Below are 14114 nucleotides of genomic sequence, written 5' to 3'. Positions count from 1 at the left end.
GCCGCGAGCCTGCCGCCACCCGCGGTCGTGTAAACCTCCCTCGGCCGCCGCAGACCCGCCCGAGTGGACTAGATGACGCGCACACCCATTGACGCGCCCACCGAAGCTCCTAGCCTGACATCTTCCCTGCCCGCCCGCTGGCCACTGGCCCGCCTCCCGACGCATGCCACGTCAACCACCCCCGCGTCCCGGTTGGACCTTTCGCAGCTCGGAGAGCAGCCCATTTCCCGCCACCAGGCCTACTCCGAACTCCTCCACGCAGACCGCGCGGCGTCGCTGGTCCACTACGTGGACCCCGTCGAAGGGTTCTCCGGTCACCTGTCGTTCGCGGGCGTCGGGAACGCCCTGGCCGCGGGCGGCTTCCGCGTGCATCCCGGCCTGACCGCCTCGACGGTCCAGCGGTTGGCGGGGGTCATGGCGTTGAAGCAGCGGGTCCTCGGCCTGGGCGTCGACGGGGCGAAGTCCGGCATCGCCTACGACCCCCGCGCGCCGGGCAAGGCGGCGGCCATCCGCCGGTTCTTCCACTTCATCAAGCCCTACCTGCTCGAGCGTTACTCCATGGGCCCAGACATGGGCACGCGTTGGGACGAGATCGAGCGACACGCGCGTGCCGAGGGGATCGCGTCGGTGAAGATCGCCGTCGCGGCGGCGCAGGAACTGCCCGAAGGGGAGGTTCTCCACCGCCTTCGGCGCCTCGACGAGCGCGTCGGCCATCTCACGCTCGGAGAGCGGCGCGCGGGCCACGCACTCGCCCACGCCGCCATCGCCACGCTCGAGGAGGTCGGCTACCCGAGATCCAGCCCACGGGTGGGGATCCAGGGATTCGGAACGCTCGGGCGTGCTGCTGCGGCTGCACTCGTGGAGGCCGGCCTGCCGGTCACCGCGGTGGGCGACGAGCACGGTTGCCTGATCGCCGATGGGGGCCTTGACGTGACGGCCCTGCTGCGGCGGCCGCACCACGATGGTACGCGTACCCGTCCGCGCACCGCCGGCCGTGTCGCGCCTCCCGATGCGGTCTTCGAAGCCGTCGACGTCCTCCTGCTCGCGGCCTGCGAGGACGCCGTCGACGCCGACGCGCGAAACGCGCTGGCGGCCGGCACGAGGGCGGTCGTGGTGGGGGCGAACCTCGGCCTGTCGGCGGACACCGAGCAGTGGCTGCACGATCGGGGTGTCGTGGTCGTCCCCGACTTCGTGGGCGGCTGCGGCGGCCCGGCTTCCATGGACGCCCTCTTCGGTCCGCCGGCACGCCCTGCGGCCGACGAGGTGCTCGCGCGCGTCGCGGGGCGGGCGCGCGCGCTCGTGCGCGAGGTTCTTTCCCTGGCGGCGGCGGGAGGCGTTCCCCCGCGAGAGGCCGCACTGCGGCTATGCGCCGAACAGGACGCCGGGCGGCGGCGTCCCTACGGGGACCGGCCCCACCGCGGGGCGGCGGAGGGGCTGCGTTGACCGGGCGCCCGCCGAACCTCGCAGTGCCCCGTGCTCGCACCGGCACGGCCACATCACCGACTCACGGTTCCATGGTCACGCGTACGCCACCGAGGAGAGCCGCCGCATCTTCTGCGACACCTGCCGCATGCAGCGCTGGCTCGACGTCGAGGCGGCCCTGGCCCTGAGCCAGGCGGACGTGGGCCTGCTGCCCCGCGAGACGGCCGAGGAGATCGCACGCGCCGCCGACCTCGGTCGCATGGACCTTGACGCGCTGGCCGAGAACTTCCGCGCCACGAACCACTCCCTCGTCGCGCTGCTGCGCGCGCACGAGGCGGCGTGCGGGGCAGGCGCCGGCGAGTTCGTTCACTACGGCGCGACGACGCAGGACATCCAGGACACCGCGCAAACTCTGGAGATGCGCGACGTCCTCGACGTCGTCGACCGCGACGTCCTCGGCCTCGTGGTCGTCCTGCGCGACCTCGCCCTTCTGCACCGCGACAGGGTCATGGTCGGACGGACGCACGGCCGCCCGGCACTGCCCACGACCTTCGGGGTCAAGGTCGCCGGATGGCTGGACGAGCTGCTCCGCCAGGCGGCGCGAGTGGACGCCATGCGCGAACGGGCCCTCGTGGCCCAGCTCTTCGGGGGTGTGGGCACCATGGCCGGGTTCCACGGGCGGGGACCTCGGCTGCTCGAGTGCTTCGCGGACCGTCTCGGACTGGGCGTGCCGGCCACGTCCTGGCACGCTTCGCGCGATCGCGTGGCCGAGTACGTCACGTGCCTGGCCATGCTCACGGGCACGCTTGCGCGCATCGCCGACGAGATCCGCACACTCGGGCGGCCGGAGCTCGGCGAGCTGGAGGAAGGCTGGAGCCCGGGAAGGGTGGGCAGCAGCACCATGCCCCACAAGCGCAACCCGGAGGCCTGCCAGCAGGTTGTCGTGCTTGCGCGCCTCGCCCGGGTGGACGCCACCCTCGCGCTCGAGGGGCTCGTGGTGGAGCACGAGCGCGACTCGCGGGGGCTCCGCCTGGAATGGGTCGCGGTCGCCGACGTGTCGCACTACACGCTCACGGGCCTGCGGATCGTCGCCGAGGTCCTCGACGGCCTGCGCGTCCACACCGACCGCATGGCCGAAGGCGCCAAGGCCCGCGCCGAGGAGATCTGCACGGAGCCGCTCATGCTCGCCCTCGGCCGCCACATGGGCAAACAGAGCGCCTACGCGCTCGTCTACGCGCTCAGCCAGCAGGCCCGCGACGAGGGACGGTCCCTGCGCACCGGGGTCTCCCGGCACCCGCAGGTTCGCATGCACCTGGGCGACGAGGAGCTCGACCGCATCTTCGATCCCGCCCGCCAGGTCGGCGACGCGGCCACGCTCGTCAACCGGGTCGTCGAGCGGGCGGACCTCTGGCTGCGGCAACGGGCAGCAACCGGCAGCCGGCCCTCGACCTCACCGGACCGATGAGCGCCCCCCTGCCCGACCAACGGACCTGCCCGCAGTGTCATGAAGGAGCCGTCGTCGTGGGGTTTCTGGAAGAGGTCCGCACCATCACGTTCCCGCAGGGCGTGTACGACCGCGTCCTCGCGCACGCCCGCCGCAAGCTCCGTGGCGACTACGAGCCCGGGGAGGAGGCCGCGAAGAAGAGCTACGGCCTGCTCGGCGGCCGCATGCACGACCACGAAATCGTCGCGACGCATGCCTTTGCCCTCCGTCGCAACCTCCGTTGGTCGGCGCCGCTGCGGCCCTACGTCGACGAGGTGATGGAGGCCGTGGCCGTCCCCTCCGAGACGCCGTTCGAGCGGCGCGGATGGGTCGCCGACCCCAACGAGGTGCAGGCGGCGGAGGAAACCTGCGACGCGGCCGGCTCCATCTTGTTCGGGTCCTACCACATGCACCGCGTCGCGTGGGCCTCCGACCCCGTGCGCGACACCTGCACGAAGCTCGACCGGCGCCTTGCGGAGGGCAGCGGGCTCTGGTGCCTCATCCTCTCGATGGTCGATCCCGAGCGGCCGGTCCTCCGCGCGTTCTACGAGGCCCGCAACGAGCGCGAGGCGCTCGTGCGGACGACGACAGCGGTGGAATCCCCATGACCGTCGAGGAGCGGCGGCGAGGCCTCGTGCGAGCGGCGCGTCTCCTCTCGGAGTCGGGGATCATGTCCCACACCGGCCACGTCAACCTCAGCGCCCGCATCGACGCCGAGCGCATGCTCCTCGCCGGAGGGACGGTTGCCGCCGTCAAGGAGACGTCGTTCGCCGTGGTCGGGGCCGACGGGCAAGTGGAGGAGGGCACGCTCGACGCATCCACCGCGGAGATCGTCGGCATGCATGCCGCGGTGTACGGACCGTTGCCCGAAGCCGGGGCGGTGGTGCACACCCACTCGCCGCATGCCACGGCCTTCGCCCTCGCGCGTCGTCCGCTCCCGTGCCGCTACGAGGCCCTGCTGCGACGGGGCCAGTACGGCGAGATGCCCGTCGCGGCGTGGGCACCGCGCGGATCCACGGCGCTCGGGCGTGCCATCGCGGAGACCGTCCGCGCGCACCCCCGCACGTCGGCGCTGCTGCTGGCCAACCACGGGGTGCTCGTGTGGGGGCCGTCCCCGACCGCAGCCGCCAAGCTCGCGATCGTGGTCGAGGAGGCGGCCGAGGCAGAGCTGCGTGCGGCGGCCATCGGGGGGGCGAAGGACCTCCCCCCCGGGGCCTTCACCGACCTGCGTCCCTGCCTCGCGCCCGGGCACGGCGATGGCGGCGCGTGAGGCGCGCGCCCCGGCCACCGGGGGGCCCGAGCAGCCCCCGGCGGTGGCGGAGGAGCTCACGGGGCTGGCCACGCGGAAGCCGGCGGACGGACCACGCAGGTCGCGGGCGGGCGGGAGCCGCCTGCTCGCCTACCTCGGGACGGTCTACGTCCTCGTGACGCTGACGTTCGTGCTGCCGCGGGCGATGCCCGGCGACCCGCTCGTCGCCCTGCTCGACCCGGCCGCTCCCTCCTACGTGCAGAGCGAAGCCCTGCGCGAGCAGCTGGCCGCCTACTACGGGCTCGACCGGCCGCTCGGCGAGCAGTACGTGTCCTACCTCGCGGGGCTCGCCCGCGGCGACCTCGGCACGTCGATCCGTCACAACCGCCCGGTCGCCGGACTCCTGGCGGAGCGGCTGCCGTGGACGTTGCTGCTCGTGGCGGCGGCGATGACCGTTGCGGTGACCGCAGGCCTCGTGGCGGGGGCGACGTCGGGCTGGCGGCGCGGGCGCGGTGTCGACCGCGGGCTGCTCACCACAGCCATGGCAGCGAACAGCCTCCCCGCGTTCTTCCTCGCCTCCCTGGCGGTGTTCGTGTTCGCGGCCACGCTCGGCTGGTTCCCCCTGTCCGGCGGAACCACCCCGTTCGCCGCGCTCGGACTGCTCGAGCGCGCCGCCGACATCGCCCACCACCTCGTCCTGCCGGCGGCCGTGATGGCGGTGAGCTTCGCGGCCAGCCAGTACCTGGTGATGCGCGCGGGCATGGTCAGCCAGCTCGGGGCCGACTTCCTGCTCATGGGAAGGGCAAAGGGGCTGCGCGAGCGCCGGTTGAAGTACGGCTACGCGGCGCGCAACGCCCTGCTCCCCGTCGTCAGCCTCATCGCCGTCCACCTCGGCTTCGCGATCACCAACAGCATCTACGTCGAGGTCGTGTTCGCCTATCCCGGTCTCGGGCGGTTGATGTTCGAGGCGGTGGAGTTCCGCGACTACCCGGTCCTGCAGGCCTGCTTCCTCGTGCTCGGCGCCGTGGTGGTCACCGCCAACTACCTCGCCGACGTGCTCTCGACCCGCCTGGACCCGAGGATGCGCGGGTGAGCCACGGGCTGCGGTCGTGGTTCGCGCTCGTCGGGGGCCTGCTCGTCCTGACCCTCGTCATCGCCGCCCTGCTCGCCCCGTGGATCGCGCCGTACGACCCGCGCGCCCTGGCCGGCGAGGCGCTCCAGCCCCCGTCGAGCCGCCACCTGATCGGCACGAACAACATCGGGCAGGACCTCTTCTCCCAGCTCGTCTGGGGCGCCCGCGCCGCGCTCGTCGTCGCACTCGGCGCGGCGACGTTGGCCATCTCCGTCGGTGCCTTCGTCGGCGTGGGGGCAGGGCTCGCCGGTGGGCTCGTCGACGTCGTGGCGATGCGCGTCGTCGACGTCGTGCTCGCCGTCCCCCGCCTGCCCTTGCTCATCCTCGTCGCCGCGCTCGTGGGGCCGAGCAGGACGAACCTCGTCCTCGCCATCGGGCTCACCGTGTGGCCGGTGATCGCGCGGACGGTGCGCAGCCAGGCGGCGAGCCTGCGGGAACGGGGCTTCGTCGCGGCGGCGGGCGGCTTCGGTGGCGGTGGCCTCTATGTGATGCGCCGGCACCTGCTGCCCGCGGTCGGACCACTCATCGTCGCGGGGTTCGTGGCCGTCTCCGGCCAGGCGGTCCTGCTGGAGACCGGCCTCGCGTTCCTCGGCTTGGCCGACCCCACCGCGGTGAGCTGGGGGCTCATCCTCAACCGCGCGCTCGCCCACCCCGGCCTGTACTTCTCACCGCTGTGGACGTGGTGGGTCCTGCCGGCGGGCCTCGCCATCACCGTCCTCGTCTCGGGGTTCATGTTCCTCGGCGTGGGGCTCGAGCCGCTGCTCAACCGGCGGGTCGGAGCCCACCCGTGAGCGCGCTGCTCGAGGTCGAGGATCTCGCGGTGCGCTACCCCGGCGGGGTGCACGCGCTGCGGGGACTGAGCCTGCGCCTGGAGCGGGGGCAGTCGCTCGCCGTCGTCGGTGAGTCCGGATCGGGCAAGACGACCCTCGCGATGTGCCTCGCGGGCCTCGTGCAGCCGCCGGAGGCGCATGGCAACGTCCGGTTGAACGGCGTCGAGCTCATCGGCGCCCCGGCGGAGCGGCTCCGCGAGCTGCGCTGGTCGACGGTCGCGCTCGCCCTGCAGGGCGCCCCGTTCAACCCCGTGACGACCGTCGGCACGCAGCTTGCCGAGCCGCTGCGCGACCGCCTCGGTCTCAGCGCCGCACGCGCCCGCCGCCGGGTGACGGCGGCCGCCGAGGGGATGCTGCTCGATCCCAAGTTGCTCGACCGCTATCCGCATCAGCTTTCCGGTGGGGAGCGGCGCCGCGCCCTGCTGGCCATGACGCTCGTGCTCGATCCGGCGCTCGTCGTGCTCGACGAGCCCACGGCGGGCCTCGACACCGCGACGAGGGCGGAGCTCGTCGCCCGCGTCGCAACACTGGCGCAGGAACGCGCCTTCGCGCTCGTCGTGATCTCCCACGATCTGCCCGACGCCACCCATCTGGCGGACCGCACGATGGTCCTCTACGCGGGACAGGCCATGGAGGTCGGCGACACCGACCGGGTGATCGCCGACCCGGCCCACCCCTACACCTGGGGGCTCGTGAACGCCTACCCCGTCATGAACACGACGAAGGACCTGCGTCCCATCCGCGGTCACCCTCCCGACCCGCGCAACCTTCCGGCGGGATGCCCCTTCTTCGAGCGGTGCACGCAGGCAGAGCACTGGTGCCGCGACGACAACCCTCCGCTCATGCTGTCGCGGGGGCGCCTGGTCGCCTGCCACTTCGGCGGACTGAAGACCTTGCTCGCGGCAGCGGGGGTGCGCAAGGCGTTCGGGCGTGGGAACGCGCAGGTGCAGGCACTGACGGGGGTGTCCCTCGAACTGCGCGAGGGCGAAGCCGTCGGCATCGTCGGGCCCTCGGGCAGCGGCAAGTCGACCCTTGCGCGCGTCCTCACCGGGCACGTCGCGCCGGACGCGGGGCAGGTGTGGCTCGGCGACGAGCCGCTGCGCGCATCCCGCAGGCGCGCGGCCCGTGCGCTGCGCCGGCGCATCCAGCTCGTCATGCAGGACCCCTGGGACGCCCTCTCCCCGCGCCTGACCGTCGAGGAGCTCGTGCGCGAGCCGCTCGACGTCGCCGGATCGGGGGCGCTCGCGGAGCGTGCGCGCGCGGTGCGCGAGGTCCTCGACAGCGTCGGCCTGCCGTCGGCAGGCGACTTCCTCCGGTCGCGCACCCACGAGCTGTCCGGCGGCCAGCTGCAGCGGGTCGCGCTCGCCCGCGCGCTCGTCGTCCGTCCGAAGGTGCTCATCGCCGACGAGCCCACGAGCATGCTCGACGCGTCCGAGCAGGCACGCCTGCTCGTCGTCCTGCGCGAACGACAGGCCGAGATGGGCCTCGGCCTCGTCGTCGTGTCACATGACATCGCCGTGGTCCGCAAGGTCACCGACCGCATCGTCGTGCTCGACGCCGGCCGCGTGGTCGAGGAGGGCCCGTCGAGGTTCGTCTCCACCGATCCCCAGAGCCCGACCGCCCGCCGGCTCGTCGATGCCGCCTCCGCGTTCGCCTCCCGCCGGCCCGAACCTGTCCACCTGCCCATCCGCAACGAGAAGGGAACCGCATGAGGCAAGCAACGCTCCGGCACATGGCGCTCCTGGTGGCGCTCGCCCTCGCACTGACCGGCTGCCCCGGCCAGGAGGAGGACACCGAACCCGAGACCGACGAGACGCCCGAGGCGACCGACGAGGCGCCGGAACGCGTGACGCTGCGGCTGCCCGGTGGCGACCAGGGGTTCCCCTCGCCGTTCGGCTACATGCGTGGTCCCGGCTACGTCCAGACGAGCTTCATCTACGACACGCTGGTGTGGAAGGACGCGAGCGGGGAGGTCCTGCCGTGGCTGGCCTCCGGTTTCGAGGAGTCCGACGACGGGCTCACCTACACCTTCGAGCTGCGCGAGGGCATCACCTGGCACGACGGCGAGCCGTTCACCGCCCAGGACGTCGTCTTCACGTTCGCGTACTTCGACCAGCAGCAGATCTCGCCGCAGGTCATCGTGCAGCCGATCGAGGAGATCGAGGAGGTTACCGCTGTCGACGACCACACGGTCGAGTTCACCCTCTCGGAGCCGGCTGCGACGTTCCTGCAGTTCGGCGCCGCAGGCGCGGTCCCGATCGTGCCCGAGCACATCTGGTCGGGGGTCGACGACGCCGCCCAGGCCAGCGACGTCGCGCTGCTCGTCGGCACCGGTCCCTACCGCCTCGAGCAGTACTCCCCCGGCGAGGGGTCCTACCTCTACACCGCGAACGACGACTACTTCCTCGGGACCCCGGTCGTCGAACGGCTCGAGTTCGTCGAGGTCGGCGACCCGCTCACCGCCCTGCTCGCCGGTGAGCTGTCCGCCGCCGGAGGCAACGGGCTGCGCGACGACGCGCTCGCGCCGTTCGAGGAGGACGACCGCTACGAGATCCTCGAGGCGCCACCGGGTTCCGCCGGCACGGCACTGTACTGGAACCTCGCCCGAGGTGGCGCGCTCGCCGACCCGCAGTTCCGGCGTGCCTGCGCGCTCGCCATCGACCGCGAGGACATGGTGCAGCGGCTGTTCGGCGGCAACGGCGCCCCGGGCAACCCCGGGTGGATCCCGCCCGAGCATCCCTTCCACGCCGAGGTCGAGCAGTACGCGTTCGACCTCGAGGCCGCGAACGCGCTCCTCGACGAGGCCGGGTACGCCCGCGGCGAGGACGGCATGCGCACCGGTCCCGACGGTCAGCCCCTGTCGTTCGAGCTCCTCGTCCCCGCCCCGGCGGGGCCGCCGGTCGACCTCGTCGTGGGCTACCTCGCGGAGATCGGCGTGCAGCTGGAGCCGCAGGCGCTCGACACACCGTCGTTCAACCAGCGCGTGCTGGCCGGCGAAACGGACATGTCGATGATCAGCTTCGGCGGCATGAACAGCGACCTCGCACCGGACTACCTGCGGCTCATCTACTCGACGGAGGAGCAGCTCGTCCAGCAGGCGCAGGGCTACGAGAACCCGCGCGTCGACGAGCTCGCGCGCGAGCAGCTCAACACGCTCGACGACGACGAGCGCCTCGAGATCGTCACCGAGATCCAGGAGATCGTCGCCGAGGACCTGCCGCTGCTGCCGCTCGTCTACCCGACCGGCTTCTCGATCCACGACACGGAGGTCTTCGACGCCTGGTACTACACCCCGGGCGGCGTCGCCGGCGTCGTGCCGACGACGTACAACAAGCACGCGTTCGTCACCGGCCAGGAGACCGGCATGCCCACGGACTCCTGACCGCCCGGTGACCGTGCGCCCCGACCGGTCGTTCCTCGCCCCGCCTGACGAGGCGAGCGATTGGCGCATGCTGCTCGTCTACGACGCCGCCGCCGACGCCGGCGTGCTCTCGGCCCTGCCGGGCACGCCGGCCGACGTGGCGGCGGCCTCGGGCCTCGACGAGCACGCGGTGCGCGTCGTCCTCGACCTCCTCGCGGTCTGGGACATCGTCGAACGCCGCAGCGGCGGCCGCTACGCGACCGGCGCCGGCGCACCCGACCCCGACCTCGCCGCGCTCCTGCGCCACCACGCCCGCTCCATACGCATGTGGAGCGGCGCGCTCGACGCCCGCCTGCGGGGCGTCGAGCCGACCGCCGCGCCCGCCTCCGGGCCGGCGCAGCGCGAGCGGTGGTACGCAGCCCTCGCGGCGTACGCGCGTCCGGTCGCACCGGCCGCCGTCGAGGCGTGCCTGTCGCGCTTCCCGCACGCGCGGCGCGTGCTCGACCTCGGCGGAGGCCACGGCGAGCACGCCCTCGCGTTCGCCCGCCGCGGCCTGTCCGTGACGATGCAGGACCGGCCCGAGGCCGTCGACCTCGCGCGCCGCAGCGGACGACTCGAGGCCGCCGGGGTGCGTCTCTGCGCCGGCGACTTCTTCCACGACCTCGCGGAGGGACCCTTCGACATCGTGTTCGCCGCAGCCGTCACCGATACGTACGACCCCGCGCGCAATGCCGCCCTATTTCGCCTGCTGCGTCCGGTCGTCGCCCCGCGCGGCGGCGTCGCGCTGCTTGCCTTCGTCCGTGGCCGCAACGCCGTCGTCCCGGCCTTCGCCGTCCAGATGCTCGGCGTCGGCGGCGGCGGGGACACGCACGGGGAGGAGGAGTATGCGCGCTGGCTTGCCGAGGCGGGCTTCGCCGCGGTCGACGTCGTCGACCTGCCCGGCCACACGCAGTCGCTCGTGTTCGCCAGCCGTTGAGGGGTGCCGACAGCGACCGGTACCCGCAACGCCGCGGGGTCGAGCAATAAAGGATTGTCGACTTTCCTAGCCTGGCTACACTAGCCCGCCTTGCGCCCTGAACCCGCGCGAGTAAGGGAAAGCGACTGAATTGCTACCAAAAGGGAGTTGCATGCAAAGACTACGTCTCGTGTTCGCCTTGGCCGTCGTGACGGCCCTGGCGCTCGTCGGCCCTGCCGCAGCCAATCCGAACAAGGCACCCAAGTCGGAGGCGCGCGGCGGTTTCCAGCTGAGCGTCCACACCCACAGCAACGACGACCCCGACTGGTCGGGCCTGCTCTTCTCGACCGAGCGGCTGTCGTACGACTTCGTCGAGGGTGAGACCTTCGCCTACTCGTCCCGTACCTGCGCCGGGCGGGCGCCCTTCAACGACCTCGGGCTGGACTTCCGGCCCGACTACCCCGGTGTCGACGACGACGACGGCACCGCTGCGGTCCGCCACCACGTCCAGGGCACCGTCACCCAGGTGCAAGGTCCGCGGGGTGACCGGGGCTTCATCGAGGGGACGATCACGAGCGTCCTCTGCGAGACGGTCAACGGCGTCCAGACCGAGACCGAGCACGCGATCGTCACCGAGTTCCGGGCGCGGTACCGGCGGATCTCCGACAACGAGGTGCAGCTGACCGGGCGGTTCGAGCTGTCCCCCACGCAGAGCACCGGGACCTTCCAGGACATCACTGGTCACGGGTCCTTCCAGGGCATCCTCGTGTGCCTCGCGCACCAGCGTGACGCCACGCAGCCGACGTGCGCCGAGCGCGGTCACTTCACCGACTTCGTCGGGTTGCGCGGTGACACCACGCGGCCGCCGGGCGAGACCCAGCCGGGCCTCGTCGGCACCTTCCGGGATCCGACGGTCCTCACCCGCTGACCCGCGGCGGGTGGGCCGCCCCTCGGGGCGGTCCACCCCCGCGGTATCCCGCCGGACAACCCGTTGGTGTCCGCGGGAAGCCGCCGAAGCAGCGGACCGGCTTGGAAGGGGCGGGCGGTTCAGCCCGCACCCGAAGAGATGCACGCGGCGAGCACCGCGCGCAGGTCGGCGAAGACGAGAGGCTTCGTGACGAAGCCGGTCGCGCCGGCCTGCATGCAGACGTCGCGGGCGTCGGGCTCGTCGCGGGCGGTGAGCATGACGACGGGCAGGGCCGGGCGCGCTCTGCGAATCCCCCGCAGCACCTCCACACCGTGCAGCCCCGGCAGGCCGATGTCGAGGATGACCGCGTCGAAGGACTCGGCGGTGGCGAGGTAGAGCCCGACCTCGCCGTCCTCCGCGACGACCACGTCGCAGCCGTCGCCCTGCAGCCCCTTGACGAGGAACGCGGCGATCCGGGGCTCGTCCTCGACGAGGAGCACGCGGCCCCCGGGACCGGTCACGGAACGGCCTTCGTCGGCGTCATCCGGCATCGACGGCCTCGAGGCGGTAGCCCATGCCGCGGACGGTCGTGATCGTGCGCTGGCCGAGCTTGCGGCGGAGGTAGCCGACGTAGACGTCGACGACGTTCGACCCGGGGTCGTAGTCGTAGCCCCACACGTGGCTGAGCAGCTGCTCACGGCTCAGCACCTGGCCGGGATGGCGCAGGAGCGTCTCGAGCACCGTGAACTCGCGGGCCGTGAGGTCGACCTCCCGGTCGCCCACCCGCGCCCGGCGGGTGCGCAGGTCGAGCGACACCGCGCCATGGCGGAGCACGGTCTCCTCCACGGCCGCGTCACCCCGCATGCGCACCCGCACACGGGCCAGCAGCTCCTCGAAGGCGAACGGCTTCGTGACGTAGTCGTCGGCCCCCCCCTCGAGCGCCGCCACGGTGTCATCGACGCCGTCCCGGGCGGTCACGACGATCACCGGCAAGCGGTTGCCGGTCCCCCGGAGCTCGGAGAGCACGGCGAAGCCGTCCTTGCCGGGCAGGCCGATGTCGAGGATGAGCAGGTCGAACTCCCCGCTGCGCGCGCGCCGCAGCGCCTCGATCCCGTCGCTCGCCACCGAGGTGACGAAGCCGTTCGCCCGCAGACCCTTCTCGAGGAACGACGCGATACGCGCCTCGTCCTCGGCGATGAGGATGCGGCTCACCGCCCGTCTCCGTCGCCGGCCCGGTCCACGGGGATCACCACGGTGAAGGTCGCACCGGCGCCGGCGCGGCTGCGCAGCTCCACGCGCCCGCCGTGCGCCTCGGCGACCGCGCGGACGATCGCCAGACCGAGCCCGCTGCCGTCGCGGCTGCGTTGCCCGTGGGAACCGCGGGCGAACCGGTCGAAGATGCGCTCCTGCTCGCCGAGGGGGATGCCGGGCCCCTCGTCACGGACCCACAGGCGCGCGTGGCCGTCCGTGACCGCCGCACCGATCGCGACCTCGACGTCCTCCTCGGTGTAGGCCGCGGCGTTTGCCGCGAGCGCGACGAGCGCCTGGGTGAGCCGGTGACGGTCACCCACGATCCGGCCGTCGCCCACGGCCTCGAACCGCCAGTCGCGTGGCGCGAGCGCCTGGGCCTTGGCGAACACCTCCTCGGCCAGCGCGCGCACGTCGATGACCTCCTCGCGCAGGAAGTCGGGCCGCTGCGCCTTGGCGAGCAGCAGGAGGTCGTCGACGATGCGGTGCATGCGGTCGAGCTCGTCGAGGACGAGCGCGACGACCTCCTCCCGCTCGGCCGGGTCGTCGCCCATCAGCTCGAGGTGACCGCGGATGATGGTGATCGGGGTCCGCAGCTCGTGCCCGGCGTCGTCGAGGAACGCCCGCTGTCCGGAGAAGGCCCCCTCCAGGCGGTCGAGCATCCCGTTGAACGTGGCGGCGAGCTCGGCGAGCTCGTCGTGCCCGCGGACGTCGATGCGTCGCGACAGGTCCGTGTCGGTGATCCGCTGCGCGGTCGCGGTCAGCTGCCGCACCGGCTGGAGCACCCGGCCGGCGAGTGCGAACGCGAGCACGGTGCCGGCCGCCAGCGTGAGGAAGGCGACCGTGCCGGCGAGGCGGACGACCTCGTCGACCTCCGCCCGCTCCAACGCGGTGAACACCGCGACCACGAAGACGCCGCGTGCCTGCCCGTCCGCGCGCAGGGGTACGGCGAGGTAGTCGACCGGGCCGACCTCCGTGTCCACCTGCCCGCGCTGGGTTGTCTCCAGCACCGACCACCGCTCGACGAGCTCCGGCTGCAGGTCGAGGCGCAGGGGCGGGGGGTTCGCACTGCGCAGGAACGGCTCCCCGTCGACGAAGGCGACCATGGTCTCGTGCCGGTGGGGGATGTTGCGGCGCAAGAACACCTCGACGACCCGGTCGACGCGGTCCCCGAAGGGCTCACCGGTGACAGGATCCCTGCCGGCCGCGAGCGCCCGCATCTCCTCCACCTCCTGGAGCAGCTCGCGGTCGATGCGTGCGCTCACGCGGTCGAGGAGCACGGCGCGCACCGTCACGATCGACGCCGCCAGCGCGAGGGCGAGCAGGAGCAGGTAGCCGCCGACGAGGCGGACGCGCAGGCTCGACAGCACCCGGCGCAGACCGCCGGCGCCGTTCTCGCTCTGACCCTCACCGTCCTCAGTCGTCGTCATCGTCGTCGTCATCGTCGTCGATGTCGTCGTCGATGTCGTCGTCGCCACCCGCCGGCGGTGGCGGAGGCGGCGGGGCGGGGGGCGCCGAAGCCGTGGG

General features: G+C 72.8%; 13 protein-coding genes. 10 read left to right on the top strand and 3 right to left on the bottom strand.

Features of this window, described 5'->3' with window-relative positions:
• Positions 1-192: 192 nt before the first annotated feature.
• From VM324_05295 to VM324_05250, 10 genes are all read left to right on the top strand, one after another.
• The gene (locus VM324_05295) at positions 193-1443 is read left to right on the top strand and encodes a Glu/Leu/Phe/Val dehydrogenase dimerization domain-containing protein (GenBank protein ID HVL98687.1); all 1251 of its coding nucleotides are present in this window, start codon (positions 193-195) and stop codon (positions 1441-1443) included.
• A gap of 52 nt (positions 1444-1495) precedes the next feature.
• A complete protein-coding gene (locus VM324_05290; GenBank protein ID HVL98686.1) occupies positions 1496-2887 on the top strand; it encodes an adenylosuccinate lyase family protein in 1392 nt (463 codons plus the stop codon).
• 56 nt (positions 2888-2943) lie between these two features.
• Entirely contained in the window at positions 2944-3513 is a 570-nt protein-coding gene (locus tag VM324_05285; GenBank protein HVL98685.1) for a hypothetical protein, read from the top strand.
• Positions 3510-4175, top strand: a complete 666-nt coding sequence (locus VM324_05280) for a class II aldolase/adducin family protein (protein ID HVL98684.1) — start codon at positions 3510-3512, stop codon at positions 4173-4175. Before VM324_05285 ends, VM324_05280 begins: the two co-directional genes overlap by 4 nt.
• Positions 4162-5247, top strand: coding sequence for an ABC transporter permease (locus VM324_05275; protein ID HVL98683.1), 1086 nt, complete (start codon positions 4162-4164; stop codon positions 5245-5247). Before VM324_05280 ends, VM324_05275 begins: the two co-directional genes overlap by 14 nt.
• A complete protein-coding gene (locus tag VM324_05270) occupies positions 5244-6077 on the top strand; it encodes an ABC transporter permease (protein HVL98682.1) in 834 nt (277 codons plus the stop codon). The genes VM324_05275 and VM324_05270 overlap by 4 nt, the downstream gene beginning before the upstream one ends.
• Positions 6074-7828, top strand: coding sequence for an ABC transporter ATP-binding protein (locus VM324_05265; protein HVL98681.1), 1755 nt, complete (start codon positions 6074-6076; stop codon positions 7826-7828). The genes VM324_05270 and VM324_05265 overlap by 4 nt, the downstream gene beginning before the upstream one ends.
• A 20-nt stretch (positions 7829-7848) precedes the next feature.
• Positions 7849-9498 carry an ABC transporter substrate-binding protein gene (locus tag VM324_05260; GenBank protein ID HVL98680.1) on the top strand — a complete coding sequence of 550 codons (1650 nt, stop codon included), beginning with the start codon at positions 7849-7851 and terminating at the stop codon, positions 9496-9498.
• A 7-nt stretch (positions 9499-9505) separates the two neighbouring features.
• On the top strand, positions 9506-10453 hold the full coding sequence (locus VM324_05255) for a class I SAM-dependent methyltransferase (protein ID HVL98679.1): 948 nt from the start codon (positions 9506-9508) through the stop codon (positions 10451-10453).
• Between the two features lie 169 nt (positions 10454-10622).
• Complete coding sequence (locus VM324_05250; GenBank protein ID HVL98678.1) at positions 10623-11360, top strand: hypothetical protein; 738 nt, start codon at positions 10623-10625, stop codon at positions 11358-11360.
• 119 nt (positions 11361-11479) lie between these two features.
• Here VM324_05250 and VM324_05245 read toward each other — a convergent pair whose 3' ends face one another.
• The 3 genes from VM324_05245 to VM324_05235 are packed head-to-tail and all read right to left on the bottom strand — an operon-like array spanning position 11480 to position 14017.
• Positions 11480-11860: a response regulator gene (locus VM324_05245; protein HVL98677.1), complete on the bottom strand. Its 381-nt coding sequence runs from the start codon at positions 11858-11860 to the stop codon at positions 11480-11482.
• Between the two features lie 19 nt (positions 11861-11879).
• Positions 11880-12551 (bottom strand): response regulator transcription factor, encoded by a 672-nt coding sequence (locus tag VM324_05240; protein ID HVL98676.1) that lies wholly within the window; start codon positions 12549-12551, stop codon positions 11880-11882.
• Positions 12548-14017, bottom strand: a complete 1470-nt coding sequence (locus VM324_05235) for a HAMP domain-containing sensor histidine kinase (protein HVL98675.1) — start codon at positions 14015-14017, stop codon at positions 12548-12550. The genes VM324_05240 and VM324_05235 overlap by 4 nt, the downstream gene beginning before the upstream one ends.
• Positions 14018-14114 lie beyond the last annotated feature (97 nt).

The organism is Egibacteraceae bacterium, assembly GCA_035540635.1.
Classification (GTDB): domain Bacteria; phylum Actinomycetota; class Nitriliruptoria; order Euzebyales; family Egibacteraceae; genus DATLGH01.
The sequence above is the reverse complement of the archived record's forward strand: the minus strand, read 5'-3'. Positions and strand labels throughout refer to the sequence as shown.